The organism is Pseudomonas sp. ML96 (genome assembly GCF_000761545.1).
Classification (GTDB): Bacteria; Pseudomonadota; Gammaproteobacteria; order Pseudomonadales; family Pseudomonadaceae; genus Aquipseudomonas.
Genome location: NZ_JPMY01000028.1, coordinates 44872 through 66166, shown reverse-complemented (window position 1 = coordinate 66166; position 21295 = coordinate 44872). Strand labels below are relative to the sequence as shown.

Annotated in this window: 25 protein-coding genes and 2 riboswitches; of the genes, 11 read left to right on the top strand and 14 right to left on the bottom strand. The window is 67.7% G+C overall.

The genetic code is table 11. The features are described from left to right. Positions 1–22: 22 nt before the first annotated feature. Positions 23–2236, top strand: coding sequence for a methyl-accepting chemotaxis protein (locus IP89_RS14905; RefSeq protein ID WP_052081095.1), 2214 nt, complete (start codon positions 23–25; stop codon positions 2234–2236). A gap of 86 nt (positions 2237–2322) precedes the next feature. Beyond that, positions 2323–2534: riboswitch (cobalamin riboswitch) on the top strand. Positions 2535–2614: 80 nt separating this feature from the next. Next, the gene (locus tag IP89_RS14900) at positions 2615–4522 is read left to right on the top strand and encodes a TonB-dependent receptor domain-containing protein (RefSeq protein WP_043310370.1); all 1908 of its coding nucleotides are present in this window, start codon (positions 2615–2617) and stop codon (positions 4520–4522) included. Between the two features lie 59 nt (positions 4523–4581). Here IP89_RS14900 and IP89_RS14895 read toward each other — a convergent pair whose 3' ends face one another. The 13 genes from IP89_RS14895 to nrdR all read right to left on the bottom strand — a co-directional run bounded on the left by IP89_RS14895 (position 4582) and on the right by nrdR (position 14190). Further along, complete coding sequence (locus IP89_RS14895; RefSeq protein WP_043310369.1) at positions 4582–5385, bottom strand: helical backbone metal receptor; 804 nt, start codon at positions 5383–5385, stop codon at positions 4582–4584. After that, positions 5385–5804 carry a hypothetical protein gene (locus IP89_RS14890; RefSeq protein ID WP_043310368.1) on the bottom strand — a complete coding sequence of 140 codons (420 nt, stop codon included), beginning with the start codon at positions 5802–5804 and terminating at the stop codon, positions 5385–5387. The genes IP89_RS14895 and IP89_RS14890 overlap by 1 nt, the downstream gene beginning before the upstream one ends. Continuing rightward, the gene (ribA, locus tag IP89_RS14885; protein ID WP_043310367.1) at positions 5801–6412 is read right to left on the bottom strand and encodes a GTP cyclohydrolase II; all 612 of its coding nucleotides are present in this window, start codon (positions 6410–6412) and stop codon (positions 5801–5803) included. Before ribA ends, IP89_RS14890 begins: the two co-directional genes overlap by 4 nt. A gap of 123 nt (positions 6413–6535) precedes the next feature. Then, complete coding sequence (locus tag IP89_RS14880) at positions 6536–7189, bottom strand: TIGR02281 family clan AA aspartic protease (protein ID WP_043310366.1); 654 nt, start codon at positions 7187–7189, stop codon at positions 6536–6538. Further along, positions 7176–7931, bottom strand: coding sequence for an ABC transporter substrate-binding protein (locus IP89_RS14875; RefSeq protein ID WP_156115060.1), 756 nt, complete (start codon positions 7929–7931; stop codon positions 7176–7178). The genes IP89_RS14880 and IP89_RS14875 overlap by 14 nt, the downstream gene beginning before the upstream one ends. 14 nt (positions 7932–7945) lie before the next feature. Further along, positions 7946–8434 carry a phosphatidylglycerophosphatase A gene (locus IP89_RS14870; RefSeq protein ID WP_043310365.1) on the bottom strand — a complete coding sequence of 163 codons (489 nt, stop codon included), beginning with the start codon at positions 8432–8434 and terminating at the stop codon, positions 7946–7948. A 6-nt stretch (positions 8435–8440) separates the two neighbouring features. Further along, positions 8441–9403, bottom strand: a complete 963-nt coding sequence (gene thiL / locus IP89_RS14865) for a thiamine-phosphate kinase (RefSeq protein WP_043310364.1) — start codon at positions 9401–9403, stop codon at positions 8441–8443. Positions 9404–9407: 4 nt separating this feature from the next. Next, a complete protein-coding gene (nusB, locus tag IP89_RS14860; RefSeq protein ID WP_052081094.1) occupies positions 9408–9893 on the bottom strand; it encodes a transcription antitermination factor NusB in 486 nt (161 codons plus the stop codon). After that, positions 9890–10366 (bottom strand): 6,7-dimethyl-8-ribityllumazine synthase, encoded by a 477-nt coding sequence (gene ribE, locus IP89_RS14855; RefSeq protein WP_043310363.1) that lies wholly within the window; start codon positions 10364–10366, stop codon positions 9890–9892. The genes nusB and ribE overlap by 4 nt, the downstream gene beginning before the upstream one ends. A gap of 136 nt (positions 10367–10502) precedes the next feature. Further along, the gene (ribBA, locus tag IP89_RS14850) at positions 10503–11582 is read right to left on the bottom strand and encodes a bifunctional 3,4-dihydroxy-2-butanone-4-phosphate synthase/GTP cyclohydrolase II (RefSeq protein ID WP_043310362.1); all 1080 of its coding nucleotides are present in this window, start codon (positions 11580–11582) and stop codon (positions 10503–10505) included. 10 nt (positions 11583–11592) lie between these two features. Then, on the bottom strand, positions 11593–12255 hold the full coding sequence (locus IP89_RS14845; protein WP_043310361.1) for a riboflavin synthase: 663 nt from the start codon (positions 12253–12255) through the stop codon (positions 11593–11595). 120 nt (positions 12256–12375) lie between these two features. After that, positions 12376–12526, bottom strand: a riboswitch (FMN riboswitch). 87 nt (positions 12527–12613) lie between these two features. Then, positions 12614–13705: a bifunctional diaminohydroxyphosphoribosylaminopyrimidine deaminase/5-amino-6-(5-phosphoribosylamino)uracil reductase RibD gene (ribD, locus tag IP89_RS14840; RefSeq protein WP_156115063.1), complete on the bottom strand. Its 1092-nt coding sequence runs from the start codon at positions 13703–13705 to the stop codon at positions 12614–12616. A gap of 20 nt (positions 13706–13725) precedes the next feature. After that, complete coding sequence (nrdR, locus tag IP89_RS14835) at positions 13726–14190, bottom strand: transcriptional regulator NrdR (protein ID WP_043310359.1); 465 nt, start codon at positions 14188–14190, stop codon at positions 13726–13728. A 133-nt stretch (positions 14191–14323) separates the two neighbouring features. Here nrdR and IP89_RS14830 point away from each other — a divergent pair, with 133 nt between their 5' ends. The 4 genes from IP89_RS14830 (at position 14324) to IP89_RS14815 (ending at position 16826) form a co-directional block, all read left to right on the top strand. Further along, positions 14324–14779 (top strand): YbaY family lipoprotein, encoded by a 456-nt coding sequence (locus tag IP89_RS14830; protein WP_052081093.1) that lies wholly within the window; start codon positions 14324–14326, stop codon positions 14777–14779. After that, complete coding sequence (locus tag IP89_RS14825; RefSeq protein WP_043310358.1) at positions 14776–15429, top strand: methyltransferase; 654 nt, start codon at positions 14776–14778, stop codon at positions 15427–15429. The genes IP89_RS14830 and IP89_RS14825 overlap by 4 nt, the downstream gene beginning before the upstream one ends. Before the next feature lie 90 nt (positions 15430–15519). Next, positions 15520–16392, top strand: coding sequence for a thioredoxin (gene trxA / locus IP89_RS14820; protein ID WP_043310357.1), 873 nt, complete (start codon positions 15520–15522; stop codon positions 16390–16392). Beyond that, positions 16392–16826, top strand: coding sequence for a thioesterase family protein (locus IP89_RS14815; protein WP_043310356.1), 435 nt, complete (start codon positions 16392–16394; stop codon positions 16824–16826). The genes trxA and IP89_RS14815 overlap by 1 nt, the downstream gene beginning before the upstream one ends. Here the strand turns inward: IP89_RS14815 and IP89_RS14810 are convergent, their stop codons facing one another. Next, positions 16827–17171: a hypothetical protein gene (locus tag IP89_RS14810; protein WP_043310355.1), complete on the bottom strand. Its 345-nt coding sequence runs from the start codon at positions 17169–17171 to the stop codon at positions 16827–16829. A gap of 113 nt (positions 17172–17284) precedes the next feature. On the opposite strand from IP89_RS14810, the gene IP89_RS14805 reads away from it, so the two are divergent. From IP89_RS14805 to IP89_RS14785, 5 genes are all read left to right on the top strand, one after another. Further along, positions 17285–17869: a DUF2796 domain-containing protein gene (locus IP89_RS14805; protein ID WP_043310354.1), complete on the top strand. Its 585-nt coding sequence runs from the start codon at positions 17285–17287 to the stop codon at positions 17867–17869. Between the two features lie 80 nt (positions 17870–17949). Beyond that, on the top strand, positions 17950–18657 hold the full coding sequence (locus IP89_RS14800) for an ABC transporter ATP-binding protein (protein WP_043310353.1): 708 nt from the start codon (positions 17950–17952) through the stop codon (positions 18655–18657). 1 nt (position 18658) lies between these two features. Then, entirely contained in the window at positions 18659–19921 is a 1263-nt protein-coding gene (locus IP89_RS14795; protein WP_043310352.1) for an ABC transporter permease, read from the top strand. Between the two features lie 8 nt (positions 19922–19929). Continuing rightward, a complete protein-coding gene (locus IP89_RS14790) occupies positions 19930–20442 on the top strand; it encodes a DUF3299 domain-containing protein (protein ID WP_043310351.1) in 513 nt (170 codons plus the stop codon). Positions 20443–20562: 120 nt separating this feature from the next. Beyond that, positions 20563–21249, top strand: a complete 687-nt coding sequence (locus tag IP89_RS14785; protein WP_043310350.1) for an OmpW family protein — start codon at positions 20563–20565, stop codon at positions 21247–21249. Positions 21250–21295 lie beyond the last annotated feature (46 nt).

Sequence of the window (21295 nt, the reverse complement as noted above, 5' to 3'; positions counted from 1 at the left end):
GGGCGCCAGGGAGCTTTATTTAATGCCGCTGCTCAGTCATCGAATGGATTTCAATGGCGCCGAGCGCCGCTGGCTGCCCTGGTTCGGCAGGACCGGCAAGCTGGCCATGCGCTGGTCCTGGCTGCTCAATCGCGGCCAGGCTGCCCAGGTCGAGAAGACCTTCGCCGGCCTGGCGCAGACCCGCGTCGACCTGCTGATCGGCTGGGCCCAACAGCACTGGCAGGCACTGGAGCTGGTCGGCAACGGCCTCGGCCAGGGCTGGCCGAACTTGCCCAGCGAAGCCCTGGAACAAGCCAGGGCGCACATGCCCGAAGTCTCCGAGCTGTTCGTGGTGGCCGCCGATGGGCGCATCCTCGCCTCCAGCCACGCAGCGCGCAACGGCCAGCGCCACGATCCGGAGGCCCTCGCCGCCGGGCTCAAGGCACCCTTCCTGCGCGGCCCTTATCTGGATGAGCTGACCCTGCAGCTGGGCGCCACTACCTCGCAGTTCCACGACGCAGTCACCCTGATGTTCCATCAACCGCTGCGCCACGCCGGCCAGGTGGTCGGCTGCCTGTGCGCGCGCATCCCCAACGACGTGCTCAGCGATCTGATCCAGCGCGAGGCCGGCCACGTCTACCGTGACTCCGGCGACAACTACCTGTTCATGGTGCAGAGCGCCTACGACCCGGCCATCGCGCCCGGCACCGCACTGTCGCGCTCGCGTTTCGAGGACGCCACCTTCAGCGGCGGCGACAACCTGAAACAGGGCATTCGCACCCCGTTCGGCACCATTCGTGTGCAGAAGCACACCGAGTTCGAACTGCGCTTCACCGCGCCGGCCACCGGCCAGCTGCACCCCGGCGTGCGCGAGACCATCCGCCACGGCAGCAACATGTTCGTGCTCTACCCCGGCTACCCGGACTATCGCCACGTGCCGGTGATCGGCGCCGGCCTGACCCTGCGCATGCCTGGCTCGCCGGACACCTGGGGCATGATGTGCGAGGGCGACCTGGAGGAGGTCTACCGCCGGCGCAGCCTCAGCTACTCGCTGAGCCGCCAGCTACTGCTCGGCCTGTGCGCCCTTGGCGGCCTGCAGATGATCCTCGACGCCCAGCTGCCGCAACAGGCCAGCGCCATCACCTTCGCCGCCGCTGGCCTGCTGCTCGGTGCCTTCTGGGCCTTCAGCCTGCGCCCGCGGGCGCGCAAGCTGCAGGCGCTGTCGGACTTTTTCCTGGAAACCGCCGAGTGCGGCGCCCCGCTGAGCAGCCGCCTCGGCGTGGAACGCTTCGGCAGCGACGAGGCCGGCGCCCTGGCCGGCTGGATCAACAGCTTCGTCGACAAGATGGACCACACCATGCAGGGCATCGTCGGTGCCGGCGAGGCCCTGCAGCAGACCTCCGACACCCTCGGCCGCACCGCCAGCAATGCCTCGCAGTGCGCGAGCCAGGGCCAGGCCGCGGCGGTGTCCACGGCGCGGGCGATGATCGAGGTCAACCGCAGCATCGGCCAGGCCACCGAGCACATCCTCGACAGCGAGAGCGCCTCGCGCCAGGCCCTGCAGATGAGCCGCCAGGGCAGCGACGCGGTGCGCCAGAACGCCGAGGACGCGGGCCAGCTGGCCGCGCGCATCGAGCAGTCGAGCCAGGCCCTGCAGGCGCTGAACCGGCAGACCGAGGAGATCCAGCACATCACCGAATCGATCCGCGCCATCGCCGACCAGACCAATCTGCTCGCCCTCAATGCCGCCATCGAGGCGGCGCGGGCCGGCGAGAGCGGGCGCGGCTTTGCCGTGGTCGCCGACGAGGTGCGCAACCTGGCGCAGCGCACCGCGCAGTCGACCCAGGAGATCGCCAGCACCCTCGGCGGCGTGCGCCAGCAGACGCTGGAGGCCATGGCCGTGATGCAGGCCTGCCAGGACGCCGCCGAGCGTGGCGTAACGCGCTCGCACGAGGCCAATACCGCGCTGCAGCGTATCCAGAGCGAAGTCGAGTCCATGCAGGGCCGCCTCGGCCAGATCAGCCAGTCGATGCAGCAGCAGCTGAGCCAGGTGCAGGCGGTGACCGACCAGGCCCAGGCCATCACCGGCGCGGCCGAGCGCAGCAGCCAGAGCGCCGCCGAGACCCGCCAGGCGGCCCAGGCCCTGGCGCAACTGGTGCTCGACCTGCACAAGACCGCCAGCCGCCTCAGCCACCAGGACGGTAGCGAGCGCGCGACGACAAGCGGGCTGACCCGGCGCCATTCGGCCACCGCCTGACCCGCCCGTCGTACATGAGCAGAACTCACGCTCACTACGGCTAAACTTGCTTGAGGTTCATCACGCCGTGCACTAAGGTGCGCGGCGTTTTTGTATTCCGCCAAGGTGCGCCGCCCAGATCGGGTGACGTGAAACGGGAAGCCGGTGCGCTCGTACGAGCAATCCCGGCGCTGCCCCCGCAACGGTAATCGACCGCAGCCCTAGGCTGCAGGTCCGCTCCAAGCCACTGGGTCATCCCGGGAAGGCGAGCGGATCGGTGTCGAGAGCCCGGAGACCGGCCCTGGCGAATTTCGACTGGTGTTGCGGAGGGCCGCACCGTCAGGCGCCGCCGTGCGCCTGTCCCGCCCTCCTCGAAGCTCGAACCTTTGAGGATCATCGATGAAGCTGTCTCGCCTTGCCCTCGCCGTGGCACTCGCCCCCGGCCTGTCCTTCGCCGCCGCCCCTTCCCGGGACGAGGCACTCAAGCTCGCGGATACCGTGATCACCGCCAACCGCGACGTGCAGGCACGTGGCGAGAGCAGCGCGGCGGTCAGCGTATTCACCCGCGAGGACATCGAACGCCTGCGCCCCAGCAGCGTCGGCGAACTGCTGTCACGCGTCCCCGGCGTGCAACTGGTGCGCAACGGTGGCCGCGGCGCCAATACCAGTCAGTTCATCCGCGGCACCAGCAACGCGCAGAGCCTGATCCTGGTCGACGGCGTGCGCATCGGCTCGGCCTCTTCCGGCGGCGCGGCGCTGCAGTTCCTCAGCATCGAGCAGATCGAGCGCATCGAAGTACTGCGCGGCTCACGCTCGGCCATCTATGGCGCCGACGCCATCGGCGGCGTGGTGCAGATCTTCACCCGCCGCGGCGAAGGCGAAGGCCTGCATCCCGTCGTACGCCTGGCCGGCGGCAGCCAGGGCACCTGGGAACGCAGCCTCGGCCTCTCCGGCGGCAACGAGCGCACGCGCTACAACCTGACCGGCAGCCTGGAAGAGACCGACGGCATCGACCGCTCCGACATTTCCTACGGCTCGGACGCCGACCACGATGCCTACCGCAACCGCAGCTTCGGCCTGAACCTGGCCCATGCGCTGAGCGATGACCTGGAGATCGGCCTGAGCGCCGTCGACCAGCGCGGCAAGAGCGAGTACGACAACCCCTACGGTCGCTACGACAACAGCACCTTCCTCAGCTACCCGGCGCAGAACTGGAGCGAGTTCAGCCAAAGCACTGTGGCCGCCTACCTGGACGCCAACTTCAGCGACAACTGGAGCAGCCGCCTCGAACTGGGACACAGCGAAGACAAGCAGGAAGACTTCGACAAGCTCTACCCGGCCCGCGATGTGTTCAATACCTACCGCGACTCGGCCGCCTGGCTGAACACCCTGGAACTGGGCAGCGGCCACCAGTTGCGTGTCGGCCTCGACTACCTCGAAGACAACCTGCACAGCAGCACCGCATACAGCGAAGAGAGCCGCTGGAACCAGGCCGCGTTCATCCAGCACGGCTACCAGGGCGAACACTTCTCCACCGAGCTGGGCCTGCGCCACGACAAGAACGAGCAGTACGGCAGCGAGAACACCTGGAACGCCGCCCTGACCCTGCCGCTCAACGAGGCCAACGACCTGGTGCTGTCCTACGCCGAAGGCTTCCGCGTGCCGACCTTCAACGACCTGTACGGCCCGGCCGACTGGGGCGCCAACCCCGACCTCAACCCCGAGCGCTCGAAGAGCTACGAGCTGCAGTGGCGCAGCCAACTGGCTGAGGGCACACGCCTGGAAGCCTCGCTGTACCGCACCGACATCCGCGACCTGATCACCTATGTGTGGGATTCGAGCACCTTCATCGGGCGCAACTACAACGTCGACGAGGCGCGCATCAACGGCTTCGAGGCCAGCCTGCAGCAGCAGCTCGGCGCCTGGACCGGCAACCTGTCGCTGAGCATCATCGACCCGCGCGATCGCGACAGCGGCCATACCCTGGCGCGCCGCGCCAAGCGCCACCTGAGCCTGGACCTCGATCGCAGCTTCGGCGCCTTCGGCGTCGGCGCCACCTGGCAGGCCTTCAGCCAGCGCTACGATGACGATGCCAACCAGCGTGAAATCGCCGGCTATGGCGTGCTCGACCTGCGTGGCAGCTGGAAGGCCAGCCCGGAGCTGGCCTTCGACCTCAAACTGGCCAACGTGCTGGACAAGGACTACAGCAACGCGCTCTACCAGTACGCCGGCGACTATCGCTACTACGGTTACCAGGAAACGCCACGCAGCCTGCTGCTGGGGCTGACCTGGACCCCGGAACTGTAAGCGTCGAGCCAAACGACAAGGGCCCCATCCGGGGCCCTTGTCGTTTCAGCTGATCCACTTCAGTCGCTGCGTGCCTGCTGCAACAGCTCGCACAGCTTGGCGGTGGCCGCCAGCATCTGGAAACTCGGCCGCTCCAGGCCCTTGTCGGGCACCGACCACAGCTGATTCAGGCGCACCGCCGGCACCTGCGGCCAGGCCCGCCAATGTTCCAGCTCAGCGCCGCTGCCACCGAGGATCACCTGTGGCTGACGCGCCAGCACGGCCTCGATGCTGACCTGCGGCGCCGGCAAGCGCACATCCGCAAACACGTTGCGCGCACCACACACCGCCAGGGCATCGCCGAGAATCTGCTCAGCGCCGATGCTGTACAGCGGCTGATGCCAGACCTGATAGAACACCGCCAGCGGCGGCTCGCGACGATAGCGCGCGCGCAGCTCGGCGATGCCGGCGCGGAAATCGTCGCGTAGCTGGCGACCACGCTCGGCGCGCCCGACCCGCTCGCCGATCTCGGCAAACTGCTCGGCCAGAGACTGCAGGTCGGGCGGTGCGCCCTGGTAAAGCGGGATCTGCAGATCGCGCAGCTGCTGCAGCTGGGCCTCGGGCAGGCTGCCCGGCGCCAGCAGCACCAGATCGGGCCGCAGGCTGAGCAGGGTCTCCAACTCGAGCGTGCCGAAACGCCCCACCGAAGGCACATCAGCCAGTTCGACCGGTCGCGGGCCGCCGTCGAGCAAGCCGACCAGGCGCTGTTCAGCGCCCAGTTCGAGGATGATTTCCGACATCGAGGGTGCCAGGCTGACCACCCGCTCGGCCGCTAGCAGCGGCGTGGCGCAGGCGAGCAGGCAGGCCGCCAGCAGCGCGCGCATCAGCCCAGCTGGCGGGGGATGCGGTACAGGCAGAGCAGCACCACGCTACTCAGGGCCATGAGGATCAGGGCAACGGCATTCAACCCGCTGAACAGGGCGATGGCGGCGATCCAGGCCGGCAGGCCGGCTCCGAGGAAGGCCTTGCGTCGCACGCGGGCCAGTTCCAGCCAGGCGTCGCGCTCGGCTTCGCCGTCCAGCGCCTTCTCGGTGGCGATCAGGGCGCGCTTGTAGGCAGAGAACAGCGGCAGGCTGACGAACATGGAGGCCAGGCCGGCGATGAACAACGGCATTTCCAGCACAGTGCCCAGAGCCTGGCTGCCACCGAACAGCAGGTTGAGGAAGAACAGCGGCGCCAGGGCGAAGCCGAGCCAACGCCACCACTCCAGGGCCAGTCGGCGACGCACCTCGGCGCGGGTCACTCTTCTTCCGCCTGGTGCTTGAGGCCCAGCATATGGCCGAGCTTGCCGGCCTTGGTCGCCAGGTACTTGCGGTTGTGCGGGTTGAGACCGGTCTCCAGCGGGCGGCGCTCGGCCACGCGTACGCCGAAGCCTTCCAGCGCCTTGACCTTGCGCGGGTTGTTGGTCATCAGGCTGATCGCGCGGATGCCCAGGTGATCGAGCATCGGCTGGCAGATCGAGTAGTCACGCTGATCGGCGGCGAAGCCCAGGCGCTCATTGGCCTCGACGGTATCGGCACCACCATCCTGCAGCTCGTAGGCGCGGATCTTGTTCAGCAGGCCAATGCCACGGCCTTCCTGGCGCAGGTACAGCAGCACGCCACGGCCCTCGGCGGCGATGGCACGCAGGGCAGCTTCGAGCTGGGCGCCGCAGTCACAGCGCTGGCTGAACAGGGCATCGCCGGTCAGGCATTCGGAATGCAGGCGGCCCAGCACCGGCTGGCCATCGGCGACATCACCGAGGGTCAGCGCCACGTGCTCCTTGCCGGTCGCCTCTTCGAGGAAACCGTGCATGGTGAACACCGCGAAGGGTGTAGGCAGTTTGGAGGCGGCGACGAAGACGACGGACACCGGTTGCTCCTGTTGAGGTTCGGCAGAAAAGGCCGGCATTGTACCAGCGCAGGCGGCGCCCGGCGCAGCCTGAATTATCGGCGATAAGGATCGAAGTGGCCGATGGATCGCTCGGTCGGGCCGCTAGAACTTGGACTCCAGCTGCAGCACACCGTTTTCCTCGCGCCAGCGCACCCGACTGAGGAAGCTCATGCCCAGCAGCACCTCGGTGGGCGAATCACCTTCCAGCACCACGCCCTCGACACCTAGCACCTCCAGGCCGCCAACCTTGACGCTGTCGAGCTTGATGCGCCAGCCGCGGATATTGCCGCCGGCGGTGCTGGCCACCATCGGCATGCCCACGACCCGGTAGTCGATGCCCAGGCGCCGGGCCTGGCCCTCGTTCATCGCCACCGAGGTGGCACCGGTATCGACCAGGAACTGCACCGGGTGACCATCGACAGAGCCGGCGACCCAATAGTGGTTGCCGGCGCCGCGGCTGATGCTGAGCTGAGCCTTCTGTGCTCCCGCAGAGGCTCCCGCCTGGTTGTACTCGCGGCTCATACCATAGCTGCGCTGCACGCCGTCCACCTCCAGCAGCGCGCCCTTGCTGTCGGCGCTGATCACCTTGACCCCGCCGGGGCCGGTCTGGCCGTTGCGTACCAGCTTGCGCTGGCCGTCCACCAGCAGCACTGCGGCGCCGGGGAACAGGCCGACCACCTGCACCTGGGTCTCGGCCTGCAACAGGGGGCTCAGGGCCAGCAGCAGGCTGGCGGCGAACAGCTCAAGGCGACGCATCGGGGATCTCCATGTCCTCATCGAACGGATAGGGCTGCTGCCACTGGTGGAACAGCGGTCGCAAGGCGCCGCTGCGCACCAGAATCGGCATGCGCCGATCGAACAGTTCGGCCAGCGCGCGGCCGCGGGCAGTATCGGCAAAGCCGACATAGAGCGGCAAGCGGATCAGTGGCGTAGTGCGAAAGCGCGCAGGGTCCGAGCCCTCGCGCAGCACCTCGTCGACCTCGGTGGAGGCATCCAGATAGAAGTCGGCGTGGCCCAGCTCCAGCATTCGCAGGATGCCGACACGGCGCTCGATCTCCTGGAAGCGGCTCACACCCGGCAGGTAATGCTGGTAGTCGTAGCCGCGCATCCAGGCCAGGCGGTACTCGCCGATGTTCTGCAGCGTGGGCTGCGGCGTACTGCTCAGCGACAGGGCGAGGATACGGTCGGCATCGTAGGGCCAGCGCGGGTAGAACACGCCCTCGGATATCTCGTCGCGGTAGGAGCCCAGCCAGGCATCGGCCTCACCGCGCTGCACCAGGCCGATCGAGCGGGTGTAGGGCACGATGCGGAATTCGACGCTGACACCGGCCGGCTCGAACACCTGGCGCATGATGTCCCAGGCCAGGCCGCTACCGTCGGGATTGGTATGCGCCGGCCAGTGTTCGCTGACCATCTGGATATCCTGCGGCACGGGCTCCGCGGCCTGGACAGCAGACCAGCCCAGGCACCACAGCACAAGCAGCCAGCATGCACGCATCGACAGCCTCCGAATCAGGCCAGGCCCCAGACCAGCAGTTGCATTGCCACCCAGGCGAACACCCCGGCCAGCACGTCGTCCAGCATGATGCCGACGCCACCATGCACGTGCCGGTCGATCCAGCGAATCGGCCAGGGCTTGAGGATGTCGAACAGGCGGAACACCAAGAAGCCTAGCAGCAACCACTGCCAGCCCTCGGGCACCAGCCACAGGGTGATCCACATGCCGACCATCTCGTCCCAGACGATGCCCTCGTGGTCGTGCACGCCCATGTCCTCGGCCACCCGCCCGCACAGCCAGAAGCCGAACAGCATGGTCACGCCGAGCATCAGCCAGTAGCCCCAGTCCGGCAGCATCTGCCACAGCGGGATGAACGGTATCGCCACCAGCGAGCCCCAGGTGCCCGGCGCCTTGGGCATCAGCCCCGAGCCGAAGCCGAAGGCGAGGAAGTGCCAGGGATTGCGCCACACCTGCGGCGCGACTTTCACGACTTCAGTCACCATGCATCTCTATGTTTGTTGTGCGAAATGTTGATAGCCCGCCCGTGGCGGCTCCAGACGCCTGCCCTCGCCGTCCAGCAGCTGTACGCCCTGCCCTGTCACGACGCGGCCGATTACCACGGTCTCTGGCCATTGGGCCCGCAGCGCCGGCAGGAGTTCGCCCGGCAGGGTAAAGGCCAGGCGATAGTCGTCGCCACCAGCCAGCGCACAGTCCAGCGCCCGCTCACCCGCCAGGTCGCGCAGGGCGGGCGACAGCGGCACGTGGTCACGCTCGATCTGCAGTTCCACACCGGAAGCCGCGGCGATATGGCCGCAATCGGCCAGCAGGCCGTCGGAGATATCCAGTGCCGCCGTGGCCCGGCCACGCAGCCACTGGCCGAGGGCCAGCTGCGGCTGCGGCGCCCAGTAGCGCTGCAGCAGATAGTCGGCCGACTCGCCTGGCACCTGCTGCGCGCCCAGCACCAGCGGCAGCGCCCCAGCACCGTCGCCCAGGCTGCCGCCGACGCAGAGCAGATCGCCCGCACGCGCGCCGCTGCGGGTCAGCGCCTGGCCACTCGGCAGGCGGCCGAATACGGTCAGGGTCAGACTCAGCGGGCCGCGCGTGGTGTCACCACCGACCAGGGCAATGCGGCAGTGCCCGGCCATTTGCGACAGACCGCGGGCGAAGCCCTCCAGCCAGGCCGGCTCGGCCGTGGGCAGGGTCAGCGCCAGGGTGAAGGCGAGCGGCTCGGCGCCCATGGCAGCCAGGTCGCTGACGCTCACCGCCAGGGCTCGCTGGCCGAGCAGGAAGGGATCGCAGGAATGGGGAAAGTGCACGCCGTCCACCAGGGTGTCGGTGGACAGGGCCAATTGCTGGCCGGGCGGCAGTTGCAGCAGAGCGCAGTCGTCGCCGATGCCGAGGGCGACGCCTTCGGCCGCCTGCGCACAGGGCGCGGCGGCGAAGTAGCGACGAATCAGCTCGAACTCGCCCAAAGCCTCAGCGCTTGCCGGCGTTGACTTCCGGCCCGCGCAGGGTCGGCGCCAGCTTGTCCAGCACACCGTTGACGAACTTGTGCCCGTCGGTGGCGCCGAAGGTCTTGGCCAGCTCGATGCCCTCGTTGATCACGACCTTGTAGGGCACGTCGACGCGGCTCTTCAGCTCCCAGGCGGACAGGCGCAGGATGGCCAGCTCGACCGGGTCCAGCTCGTCCAGCGGGATGCTCAGCAGCGGCGCGAAGGCCTCGTCGAGCTCGGTCTTCTGGTACGCCACGCCATGCAGGATCTCATGGAAGTAGGCACCGTCGACGCCGCTGAAGTCGTTGTCGACGCGGAACTGCGCTTCGATCTCGTTCAGCGACTGACCGGCCATGTGCCACTGATACAGCGCCTGCATGGCCAGGCTGCGGGCCACGCGGCGCTGCGCGATCTTGCCCTTGGCCTTGGGCTGCGGAGCGTCCTGGCTGTCGTCGTGATTCAGGCTCACTTGGCCTCCAGGGCCGCCAGCAGGCTGACCATTTCCAGGGCGGACAGAGCAGCTTCGGCGCCCTTGTTACCGGCCTTGGTGCCGGAGCGCTCGATGGCCTGCTCGATGGAGTCGACGGTCAGTACGCCGAAGGCGACCGGCACGCCGTATTCCATGGACACCTGGGCCAGGCCCTTGGTGCACTCGCCGGCGACGTATTCGAAGTGCGGGGTACCGCCACGGATCACCGCGCCGAGGGCGATGATGGCGGCGAACTCGCCGCGCTGGGCGACTTTCTGGGTGACCAGCGGGATTTCGAAGGCGCCCGGCGCGCGGATGACGGTGATGTCGCTTTCCTTCACGCCGTGGCGGACCAGGGCGTCGACGGCGCCGCTGACCAGGCTCTCGACGACGAAGCTGTTGAAGCGGCCAACCACCAGGGCGTATTTGCCTTGCGGGGCGATGAAGGTACCTTCGATGGTCTTCAGGGTCATGGGCGAGTCTCGGTTCGGATAAAGAGCCGGAATGCCTGAGGCACTCCGTGATGAAAAAGTTAAGCCCACTGGCGGGGCACTGACCAAGGGCTGCGGCCGATCTAGACGCGGCGCGCAGCACTCCTGGCTCAGGGCCTTATTCGGCGGGCAGGTATTCTACAACTTCCAGGTCAAAGCCGGATATGGCGTTGAACTTCATCGGCGAGCTCATCAGGCGCATCTTGCGCACACCCAGATCACGCAGGATCTGCGAGCCGGCACCGACGGTGCTGTAGGTAGCAGGGCTCGGCGTCGGCTGCTTGTTCAGATGGGCGAACAGCTCCGGGCCGGTGAGCGGGTTGCCGAGCAGCAGCACCACGCCGCTACCGGCCTTGGCCACTTCGGCCATCGCCGCGCGCAGGCTCCAACGCCCGGGCTGCTTGACCAGGAACAGGTCGCGCAGCGGTTCCATGTTGTGTACGCGAACCAGGGTCGGCTCCTCGGCGCACACCTTGCCCAGGGTCAGAGCCATGTGCGCGGTGTTCTCCACGCCGTCACGGTAGGTGACCAGGGTGAACTGGCCCAGCTCGGTGTCCAGCGGCTGCTCACTGACGCGCTCGACGGTGCGTTCGTGGATCAGGCGGTAGTGGATCAGGTCGGCGATGGTACCGATCTTCAGGCCGTGCTCCGCGGCGAACTTCTCCAGCTCCGGGCGACGGGCCATGGTGCCATCGTCGTTCATGATCTCGCAGATCACGCCGGAAGGCTCGAAGCCGGCCATGCGCGCCAGGTCGCAGGCCGCCTCGGTGTGGCCGGCGCGGGCCAGCACGCCGCCGGGCTGAGCCATCAGCGGGAAGATGTGGCCGGGGCTGACGATATCGTCGGCAACCGCGTTCTTGGCCACGGCGGCCTGCACAGTGCGTGCGCGGTCGGCGGCGGAGATGCCGGTGGTCACACCTTCGGCAGCCTCGATGGAGACGGTGAACTTGGTGCCGAAGCCGGAGCCGTTGCGCGGCGCCATCAGCGGCAGCTTGAGCAGCTCGCAGCGCTCGCGGCTCATCGGCATGCAGATCAGGCCACGGGCGAAGCGGGCCATGAAGTTGATGTGCTCAGCGGTGGTGCATTCGGAGGCGATGATGATGTCGCCTTCGTTCTCGCGGTCCTCGTCATCCATGAGGATGACCATCTTGCCGGCGCGGATGTCTTCGATCAGTTCTTCTGCGGTATTCAGGGCCATGCTGGCAATCTCACTTGTTCAGGTAGCCGTGTTCGGCGAGGAAGGCTTCGCTGATGCCGGAAGCGTTGGGTTCGGCGGCCTTGTCGCCGAGCAGCAGGCGCTCCAGGTAACGCGCCAGCAGGTCGACCTCGAGGTTGACCTTACGTCCCGGCCGGTAGTCGGCCATGATGGTTTCGACCAGGGTGTGCGGCACGATGGTCAGCTCGAACTCGGCGCCGTTGACGGCGTTGACCGTCAGGCTGGTGCCGTCGACGGTGATCGAGCCCTTGAGCGCGATGTACTTGGCCAGCTCGCGCGGTGCACGCACGGTGAACTGGATGGCGCGGGCATTTTCCTCGCGCTTGACGATCTCGCCGACGCCGTCGACGTGGCCGCTGACCAGGTGACCGCCGAGGCGGGTGGTCGGGGTCAGGGCCTTCTCCAGGTTGACCCGGCTGCCGGCCTTCAGATCGATGAAGGCGGTACGCGCCAGGGTCTCGCGGCTGACATCGGCCCAGAAGCCGTCGCCAGGCAGCTCGACCGCGGTCAGGCACACGCCATTGACCGCGATGCTGTCGCCCAGCTTGACGTCGCCCAGATCCAGCTTGCCGGTCTCGACGTAGACGCGCACGTCGCCGCCCTTGGGCGTCATGGCGCGGATGCTACCGATGGATTCGATTATGCCGGTGAACATGCGTCCTCCCGGTGAATGGTGCAATGCAGCATGGATGATCTCCTGTTTTGGTCAAAAACAGGGCAATGCCGATCGATAGGGATTTTCGCGGACGCAGACGGACGGCGCCCCGGAAGGGAATCCCGCTCTCTCTTTATCCGGACTATACCGTCGGCCCCGGAATCACACCGGGTCTGCTGACCTCGCGCGGCAGGTGCCGTGGCGAGCGCTCGCGGGCTAGGCCTGAGCCATTACCGCCGGTGGGGAATCACACCCCGCCCTGAGAACGTTGCAGCCACCAGAGCGGCCGCGGCTGGCTTTTTACCATATTTGCTGCGCCGCTGCATGGCGGCGCTTCGATCAAAGCTATCGAAATGCCTCAGCGCGGCTTGGGCACAGCGGTGATCCGCCAGTCGCCGCCGACCGCACGGATATCGCGAATCTCCAGGTCCTGCGCCTCGGCCATGCGCGCCAGCGGCCAGTCCAGCAGCGGGCGCGCGCTGGAGCCGAGGAACTTGGGCGCGACGAACAGCTGGTACTCGTCGACCAGCTCGGCGCGGGCAAAGGCACCGGCCAGCTTGGGCCCGGCCTCGACCAGCACCTCGTTGGCGCCCCGCCCCGCCAGCTCGGTGAGCAGCTTGCGCAGGTCGACATGGCCGTTGATGCCGGGCAGCGCCAGCAATTCGTGGCGCTCCTCGGTGAAACGCTCGCGGGCAGAAGCCGCCGCACAGGTGGCGACCAGCGCCGGGCCGGCCTGGAAGAAGGGTGACGCCAGCGGCACACGCAGGCGCCCGTCGACCAGCACGCGCAGCGGCGGGCGATCGATGGCCAGGGCGGTCAGCTCGGCGTTCAGGCCCAGTTCCTCGGCGCGCACGGTCAGCCGCGCCTGGTCGGCGAGCACGGTGTCGGCGCCGGTGATCACCACACTGGAACGAGCGCGCAGGCGCTGCACCGCGGCGCGCGCCTCGGGACCGGTGATCCACTGGCTCTCGCCGCTGGCCATGGCGGTGCGGCCATCCAGGCTCATGGCCAGTTTGACCCGCACGAACGGCAGGCCCTGTTCCATGCGTTTGATGAAGCCGGCATTGAGCTCGCGCGCCTCGGCCTCCAGCACGCCGCTGTGCACGGCGATGCCGACACCCATCAGGCGCAGCAGGCCGCGCCCGGCGACTTGTGGATTGGGATCCTGCATAGCCGCCACCACGCGGGCCACGCCGGCGGCCACCAGCGCATCGGCGCAGGGCGGCGTGCGGCCGTGGTGACTGCAGGGCTCCAGAGTGACGTAGGCGGTGGCACCACGCGCCTTGTCGCCGGCCTGGCGCAGCGCGTGCACCTCGGCATGCGGCTCGCCTGCCTTGGCGTGCCAGCCCTCGCCGACGATCTTGTCGCCCTGGACGATGACGCAGCCGACGCGCGGATTGGGATGGGTGGAATACAGCCCCTTGCGCGCCAGCTCCAGCGCGCGGGCCATGAATTGCTGATCGACCACGCTCACTCCTTGGAAGGCTCGCGGGCCAGACGCTCGATCTCCTCGCGGAACTCGTTGAGGTCCTGGAAGCGCCGGTAGACCGAGGCGAAGCGGATATAGGCGACTTCGTCGAGCTTCTGCAGCTCGGTCATCACCAGCTCGCCGAGCACCCGCGACTTGATCTCGCGCTCGCCGGTGGCGCGCAGGCGATGCTTGATGTGGGCGATGGCCTCCTCCAGGCGCTCGATGCTGACCGGGCGCTTCTCCAGCGCGCGCTGCATGCCGGCACGCAGCTTGTCTTCATCGAAGGGCTGGCGGCTGCCATCGGACTTGATCAGGCGCGGCATCACCAGTTCGGCGGTCTCGAAGGTGGTGAAGCGCTCGCCACAGGCCACGCATTCGCGGCGCCGGCGCACCTGGTCACCCTCGGCGACCAGGCGGGAGTCGATGACCTTGGTGTCGTTGGCGGAGCAGAAGGGGCAGTGCATGGCAGGCGGGCAATCCATGAAAAGGTGGCCCATGGTAGCGCATGGTCCCGGCAAGACAAGCCGCAGGCTTTGCGGTATACAGGCGCCCGCTTTTTGCGCTATTTCAGCATTACCCGCCGCATCGGATGCCGCCATGTCCCGCCGCCCTGCCCTCGCCTGCCTGTTTTTGCTGCTGGCCGCCTGCGCCAGCGAGCCGCCCAAGCCCGTCACACCGCCCGCGCCCGCCAAACCAGCGGCAGCGAGCACGCCAGCCGCACCGATCGAGCAGGAGCTGCCAGCGCATATGCGTGAGCTACGCGGCAGCCTGCTGACGCCGCCGGCCGGCAGCGAGGTGGAGATGGCCCTACTGGTAGTGGACGAGCGCGACCGCCCGCAACAGCTGCTGGGCAGCCTCAAGCTGGCGGGCAACGGCCAGGCGCTACCCTTCCGCCTGCCGTTCAATCCGCAGTATTTCCCAGTCGGTGCGCGGGTCGAACTGCGCGCGCGCATCAGCCAGTCCGGCCGCCTGATCCTGCGCCTGCCGCCGCAACGGGTGACTCAGGCCGACAGCCGCGACTTCGGCGCCCTGGCCCTGGTGAGCGCACCATGAACGCGCCCGCCGCCCTGCAGGACGCCCTGCAACAGCTGCTCGGCGACGCCCGCCTGAGCGCCGAGACCCTGCCCGGCACCGATATCCGCCTGTGGCTGGTCGACCCAAGCAACATGGACCGCAGCTTCAGCCCGGAAGAGACCCGGCGCATCCTCGAGGAGCCGCCGTACTGGAGCTTCTGCTGGGCCAGCGGCCTGGCCCTGGCGCGCTGGCTGGCGGAGAAGCCGGAATGGGTGCGCGGCAAGCGCGTGCTGGACTTCGGCGCCGGCTCCGGCGTGGCGGCCATCGCCGCCGCCAAGGCCGGCGCGGCGGAAGTGGTGGCCTGTGACCTCGATCCGCTGGCCATCGAATCCTGCCGGGCCAACGCCGAGCTGAATGGCGTGCAGCTGAGCTACTCGCTGGACTTCTTCGCCGAGGAAGATCGCTTCGACCTGATCATCGTCGCCGACGTGCTCTACGACCGCGCCAACCTGCCGCTGCTCGACGCCTTCCTCACTCGCGGCCAGGAAGCCCTGGTGGCCGACTCGCGGGTCAAGGACTTCCAGCATCCGCTGTACCAACGCCTGGGCCTGCTCGACGCCTGCACCTGGCCGGATCTGGCCGAGCCGGCGGAGTTCCGCAGCGTCAGCCTGTATCACGCGAAACGCTGAGCCGCCGTGGCCCGGATGCACGCCGGGCTTGTTTCCGCCGGGCAGTGCCCGCATTTATAGTTCCAGTCTTTCGCCTCTCCGAGAAAAACCATGAGCGATACCCCCTACATCTTCGACGTATCCGGCGCCGCCAACTTCGAGCAGCTGGTGATCCAGAATTCCTTCCACAAACCGGTGCTGGTGGACTTCTGGGCCGAGTGGTGCGCGCCGTGCAAGGCGCTGATGCCGCTGCTGGCGAAGATCGCCGAGGAGTTCCGCGGTGAGCTGCTGCTGGCCAAGGTCGACTGCGATGTGGAGCAGGACATCGTCGCCCGCTTCGGCATCCGCAGCCTGCCCACCGTGGTGCTGTTCAAGGACGGCCAGCCGGTCGACGGCTTCGCCGGTGCGCAGCCGGAATCGGCCATCCGCGAGATGCTCAAGCCACACGTAGCCGAGCCGGCGCCGCTGGCCGCCGACCCGCTGGAGACCGCCCAGGCGCTGTTCGCCGAGGAGCGCTTCGGCGAGGCCGAGGCCCTGCTCAAACAGGTGCTGACCGAGAACAACGAGAACGCTGCGGCGCTGATCCTCTATGCGCGCTGCCTGGCCGAACGCGGTGAGCTGGGCGAAGCCGAAGCGGTGCTGGGCGCGGTCAAGGGCGACGAGCACAAGCAGGCCCTGGCCGGTGCCAAGGCGCAACTGACCTTCCTGCGCCAGGCCGCCGACTTGCCGGATGGTGCCGAGCTGAAGAGCCGCCTGGCACAAGACCCGAACGACGACGAGGCGACCTACCAGCTGGCCATCCAGCAGCTGGCGCGCCAGCAATACGAGGCAGCGCTGGACGGCCTGCTCAAGCTGTTCGTGCGTAATCGCAGCTATGCCGAGGGCATCGCTCACAAGACCCTGCTGCAGGTGTTCGACCTGCTGGGCAACGATCACCCGCTGGTGACCCTGTACCGCCGCAAGCTGTATCAGGCGATCTACTGATGGCGCCCTTCCGCCTGCTGCTGCGGGTGCGCTACGGCGAGTGCGACGCCCAGCAGGTGGTGTTCAACGCCCGCTATGGCGACTACGTCGACGTGGCGGCGACCGAGTTCTACCGCGCCGTGTTCGGCAGCTACCAGGCCCTGCTGGAGCAGGGCCTGGACAGCCAGGTGGTGCGGATGGTCACCGACTGGAGCGCACCGGCGCGCTTCGACGACGTGCTGCAGCTGGAAGTCAGCAGCCTGCGCCTGGGCAACAGCTCCTTCACCCTGCAGGTGGACATTCGCCGCCACGCCGACCAGGCAGCCATCGCCCACAGCGAGATCACCTATGTGATGGTCGATGCCCAAGCCTTCACCAAGACACCGATTCCCGATGCCATTCGCGCGCAACTTGAACGCGGCGCACCGGGCGTGACGGTCAATCAGGCCGGCTGATCAGCCGATCCAGCGATACAGCGGCGCCTCGGCGCCGTTTTCTATCTGCACCTGCGGGGCATGGCGCAGGCGCACCAGCAAGCGTTTGCCAGCCGCCTCACCGCCAGCCAGGGCAGCCAGCTCACCGAGCAACTGCGGCCCCTCCATGCTGCCAGCGGCCTGCAGCAGCTGCAGGGCCTGCGGCCACAGATCGTTGCTCGGGCCGGCCGCGGGTGCGGCTTTCTCCACGGCGGGTGGCGCCGCCTCCAGCGGCAGATGGGCGGCCAGTTGCGCCCAGTCCTCGGCATCCATCTCCACCGTCAGGTCCACCGGCCAGTCACCGACTCGCCCCTTGATTCGCAGCATCTCGCCCACTCCAGAACATCAGGCCGCCATGCTGCCATGCCGACCGGGGCTGGCCAATCACAGCGATTAAGTGTTACAACATAACCTAACAATTGATCGCCGGAGTTTGCCCCATGCGTCGCACCCTGCTCGCCCTGCCCTTCGCTCTGCTGCCCTTCGCCATCGCCCAGGCCGACAGCCATGAGCATGTGCACGACCACGATCATGCCCATGAGGAGCACGGCAGCCTCGGCACGCACGAGCACGGCGTGGCCAGCCTCAATGTGGCGCTGGATGGCCAGACCCTGGAGATCCAGCTGGAGAGCCCGGCGATGAACCTGGTCGGCTTCGAGCACGAAGCCAAGAGCGATGCCGACAAGGCCAAGGTCGCCAGCGCGCGCAAACACCTGGAGCAGCCGCAGGCACTGTTCGCCCTGCCGATCGAGGCCAAGTGCGCGCTGCAGGACAGCGAGCTGGAGAGCCCGCTGTTCGGCTACGCCGAGCACGCAGAGCATGAGCACGGCGACGAACACGGCCACAGCGACATCGACGCCAGCTACCACTTCACCTGCGCTAATGCCGAGGCGCTGAAGACCCTGGAGCTGGGCAGCTTCTTCGGCACCTTCCCCGGCACCGAGAAGCTCGAAGTGCAGCTGATCGGCCCGGGCGGCCAGCAAGGCGCCGAGCTGACCCCGAGCAACTCGCGCTTGAGCTTCTGACACATCGCGGCGCACCTGCCGGGTGCGCCGTCTGTCTACTTGCCTTTAAGCTGTCGCCCTCTCCGACGCGCGAATCGCCCATGCCCGACGCACTGATCGAACTCAACGACCTCGGCTTCGCCTGGCCCGGCCAGGCCGAGCTGCTGGATATCCCCGCCTTCACCCTGCAACGTGGCGAGAGCCTGTTCCTCAAGGGCCCCAGCGGCAGCGGCAAGACCACCTTGCTCGGCCTGCTCGGCGGCGTGCAGAAGCCCGGCCGCGGCAGTCTCAAGCTGCTCGGCCAGGAGCTGGCAACGCTTTCCTCCGGCGCCCGCGACCGCTTCCGCGTCGATCACACCGGCTACATCTTCCAGCAGTTCAACCTGCTGCCGTTCATCTCCGTGCGCGAGAACGTCGAGCTGCCCTGCCGCTTCTCGAAGAGCCGCGCGCAGCGGGCCAAGGAACGCCACGGCAGTGTCGATGGGGCCGCCGCGCAACTGCTCGAACATCTGGGGCTGAAGGCCGAGTTGCTGGAACGCCGCGCCGACTCGTTGTCCATCGGCCAGCAGCAACGGGTGGCTGCCGCCCGCGCGCTGATCGGCCAGCCGGAGCTGGTGATCGCCGACGAGCCGACCTCGGCGCTGGACCATGACGCCCGCGAGGCCTTCCTGCAGTTGCTGTTCGCCGAATGCCGCGCCGCCGGTGCCAGCCTGCTGTTCGTCAGCCACGACCAGAGCCTGTCGCCGCTGTTCGACCGCAGCGTATCGCTGGCCGAACTCAACCGTGCCGCCAAGCCGGTGGAGGTCTGACATGCATCTGCTCCGCATCGCCCTGGCCAGCCTGGCCAACCGCCGCTTCACCGCGCTGCTCACGGTATTCGCCATCGCCCTCTCGGTATGCCTGCTGCTGGCTGTCGAACGGGTGCGCACCGAGGCGCGCGCCAGCTTCGCCAGCACCATCAGCGGCACCGACCTAATAGTCGGCGCGCGTTCGGGCTCGGTGAACCTGCTGCTGTACTCGGTGTTCCGCATCGGCAACGCCACCAACAATATCCGCTGGGACAGTTTCGAGACCCTGACCAAACACCCGCAGGTGAAGTGGGCAATCCCGCTGTCGCTGGGTGACTCGCACCGTGGCTACCGGGTGCTGGGCACCGACCCCGGCTACTTCGAGCACTACCGCTACGGCCGCGCCCAGCCGCTGCAACTGGCCCAGGGCAAGCCCTTCACCGACCTGTTCGAGGTGGTGCTCGGTGCCGAGGTGGCCGAGGCGCTGAATTACCAGCTCGGCGACCAGATCGTCCTGGCCCATGGCGTGGCCACCGTCAGCCTGACCCAGCACGACGACAAGCCCTTCACCGTGGTCGGCATCCTCGCTCGCACCGGCACGCCGGTGGACCGCACCCTGCACATCTCGCTGGAGGGCATGGAAGCGCTGCACGTCGACTGGCAGAACGGCATGCCGGCGCGCGGCAACGCCAAGGTCTCGGCCGAACAGGCGCGCGACATGCACCTGCAGCCCAAAGCCATCACTGCCGTGCTGCTCGGTCTGAAGAGCAAGGTCGCCACCTTCGCCGTGCAACGCCAGGTCAACGAATTCCGCGGCGAGCCGCTGCTGGCGATCCTCCCCGGCGTGGCCCTGCAGGAGCTGTGGAGCCTGATGGGGACGGCGGAGAAGGCGCTGTTCGTGGTCTCGCTGTTCGTCGTGCTGACCGGCCTGATCGGCATGCTCACCGCCATCCTCACCAGCCTCAACGAACGCCGCCGCGAGATGGCCATCCTGCGCTCGGTGGGCGCACGGCCCTGGCATATCGCCGGGCTGCTGGTGCTGGAGGCACTGGTGCTGGCCGCGGCCGGTGCGGCTCTGGGCCTGGCCCTGCTGTACGGCGGCATCGCCGTCAGCCAGGGCTGGGTGCAGGCGCAATATGGCCTGTATCTGCCGCTGGCGCTGCCCAGCGCCTATGAGTGGAGCCTGCTCGGCGCTATTCTGGGCGCCGCCCTGCTGATGGGCGCTGTGCCAGCCTGGCGCGCCTATCGGCAGTCGCTGGCCGACGGCCTGTCCATTCGTCTATGAGGTTGCCCATGCGCCATCTGTTGTTCGCCCTGCTGCTCGCCATCGCCAGCCCGCTGTGGGCCGCTGAAACCCGCGAGCTGACCTGGAGCGAGATGGTCCCGGCAGATGCACCGCCGCAGCCGGCGCAGCAGGCGCCGATGCACGATCTATCGCAACTGGCCGACGCCCTGGCCGCCGAGAGCGCCCCGGCCGCCCAGCAGTCGGCGCCGGACGCGCCGGTGGTCGAGGAGCTGGATGGCCAGCGCATCAAGCTGCCCGGCTATATCGTGCCGCTGGACGTGACCGAGGAAGGCCGGGTAACCGAGTTCCTCTTCGTGCCCTACTTCGGCGCCTGCATCCATGTGCCGCCGCCGCCGTCCAACCAGATCGTCCACGTCACCAGCGAGCTGGGCGTGCTGATGGATGCGCTGTACCAGCCGTTCTGGATTGAGGGCTCGCTCAAGGTCGGCGCGCACAGCAGCGAGATGGGCACCGCCGGCTACCAGATGGAAGCCGAGAAGATCTATCCCTACGAAATGTAGTGCGACAGGCCGCCGCACCTTGCCGTGCGCGGCCATTGAGCCAGGTCAAGAGATCATCCATGGCGCTCCGTAGCATGACAGTCAGCCAACACACATTGCTGACTCCCTCGGAGCCCCAAGATGAAGAAAACACTGCTCGCCACTTCCCTGATTGCCCTTGCCCTGGCCGCCCCGCTGGCCCAGGCCCACAAGGCCGGTGACATCATCCTGCGCGCCGGCGCCGTGACCGTCGACCCGCACGAAAGTAGCAGCGACATCTGGGTCGGCGCCCTCAACACCGACGTGGCCGGCACCAAGGCCACTCTGGACAGCGACACCCAGCTGGGCCTGAACTTCGCCTACATGGTCACCGACCACGTCGGCGTCGAACTGCTGGCCGCCACTCCGTTCACCCACAACGTCGGCGTCAAGGGCATGCCCGGCCCGTTCGCCGGTCTCAACGGCAAGCTCGGTGAGCTCAAACACCTGCCGCCGACCCTGAGCGTTGTGTACTACCCGCTGGATGCCGCCTCGGCCTTCCAGCCCTATGTCGGCGCGGGCATCAACTACACTTGGTTCTTCGACACCGAGCTGACCAGCGAAGCCGAGAACAAGGGCTTCAGCGGCTTCGACCTGGACGATTCCTGGGGCCTGGCCGCACAAGTCGGCATGGACTACATGCTGACCGACAACGTGATGGTCAACGCCCAGGTGCGCTACATCGACATCGACACCAAGGGCAGCACCAACTACGGTGGTCGTGAGGTCGAGGTGGATGTCGACGTCGACCCGTTCGTCTACATGATCGGCCTGGGTTACAAGTTCTAAGTTTCCGGCCTGCCCGTACAACAAAAAGCCCCGCGGATGCGGGGCT

What these genes read in the sequence shown, in the direction of transcription:
- IP89_RS14805 (WP_043310354.1), top strand. Translation starts at nt 17,285, where the DNA reads ATGCGTCGCACCCTGCTCGCCCTGCCCTTCGCTCTGCTGCCCTTCGCC.
- IP89_RS14905 (WP_052081095.1), top strand. Translation starts at nt 23, where the DNA reads ATGCCGCTGCTCAGTCATCGAATGGATTTCAATGGCGCCGAGCGCCGC.
- IP89_RS14785 (WP_043310350.1), top strand. Translation starts at nt 20,563, where the DNA reads ATGAAGAAAACACTGCTCGCCACTTCCCTGATTGCCCTTGCCCTGGCC.
- IP89_RS14900 (WP_043310370.1), top strand. Translation starts at nt 2,615, where the DNA reads ATGAAGCTGTCTCGCCTTGCCCTCGCCGTGGCACTCGCCCCCGGCCTG.
- IP89_RS14880 (WP_043310366.1), bottom strand. Translation starts at nt 7,189, where the DNA reads ATGCGTCGCCTTGAGCTGTTCGCCGCCAGCCTGCTGCTGGCCCTGAGC.
- ribE (WP_043310363.1), bottom strand. Translation starts at nt 10,366, where the DNA reads ATGACCCTGAAGACCATCGAAGGTACCTTCATCGCCCCGCAAGGCAAA.
- trxA (WP_043310357.1), top strand. Translation starts at nt 15,520, where the DNA reads ATGAGCGATACCCCCTACATCTTCGACGTATCCGGCGCCGCCAACTTC.
- IP89_RS14825 (WP_043310358.1), top strand. Translation starts at nt 14,776, where the DNA reads ATGAACGCGCCCGCCGCCCTGCAGGACGCCCTGCAACAGCTGCTCGGC.
- IP89_RS14795 (WP_043310352.1), top strand. Translation starts at nt 18,659, where the DNA reads ATGCATCTGCTCCGCATCGCCCTGGCCAGCCTGGCCAACCGCCGCTTC.
- IP89_RS14800 (WP_043310353.1), top strand. Translation starts at nt 17,950, where the DNA reads ATGCCCGACGCACTGATCGAACTCAACGACCTCGGCTTCGCCTGGCCC.
- ribBA (WP_043310362.1), bottom strand. Translation starts at nt 11,582, where the DNA reads ATGGCCCTGAATACCGCAGAAGAACTGATCGAAGACATCCGCGCCGGC.
- nrdR (WP_043310359.1), bottom strand. Translation starts at nt 14,190, where the DNA reads ATGCACTGCCCCTTCTGCTCCGCCAACGACACCAAGGTCATCGACTCC.
- IP89_RS14790 (WP_043310351.1), top strand. Translation starts at nt 19,930, where the DNA reads ATGCGCCATCTGTTGTTCGCCCTGCTGCTCGCCATCGCCAGCCCGCTG.
- IP89_RS14815 (WP_043310356.1), top strand. Translation starts at nt 16,392, where the DNA reads ATGGCGCCCTTCCGCCTGCTGCTGCGGGTGCGCTACGGCGAGTGCGAC.
- IP89_RS14845 (WP_043310361.1), bottom strand. Translation starts at nt 12,255, where the DNA reads ATGTTCACCGGCATAATCGAATCCATCGGTAGCATCCGCGCCATGACG.
- IP89_RS14895 (WP_043310369.1), bottom strand. Translation starts at nt 5,385, where the DNA reads ATGCGCGCGCTGCTGGCGGCCTGCCTGCTCGCCTGCGCCACGCCGCTG.
- ribD (WP_156115063.1), bottom strand. Translation starts at nt 13,705, where the DNA reads ATGGCCCGCGCGCTGGAGCTGGCGCGCAAGGGGCTGTATTCCACCCAT.
- IP89_RS14830 (WP_052081093.1), top strand. Translation starts at nt 14,324, where the DNA reads ATGTCCCGCCGCCCTGCCCTCGCCTGCCTGTTTTTGCTGCTGGCCGCC.
- IP89_RS14810 (WP_043310355.1), bottom strand. Translation starts at nt 17,171, where the DNA reads ATGCTGCGAATCAAGGGGCGAGTCGGTGACTGGCCGGTGGACCTGACG.
- IP89_RS14870 (WP_043310365.1), bottom strand. Translation starts at nt 8,434, where the DNA reads ATGGTGACTGAAGTCGTGAAAGTCGCGCCGCAGGTGTGGCGCAATCCC.
- IP89_RS14875 (WP_156115060.1), bottom strand. Translation starts at nt 7,931, where the DNA reads ATGCGTGCATGCTGGCTGCTTGTGCTGTGGTGCCTGGGCTGGTCTGCT.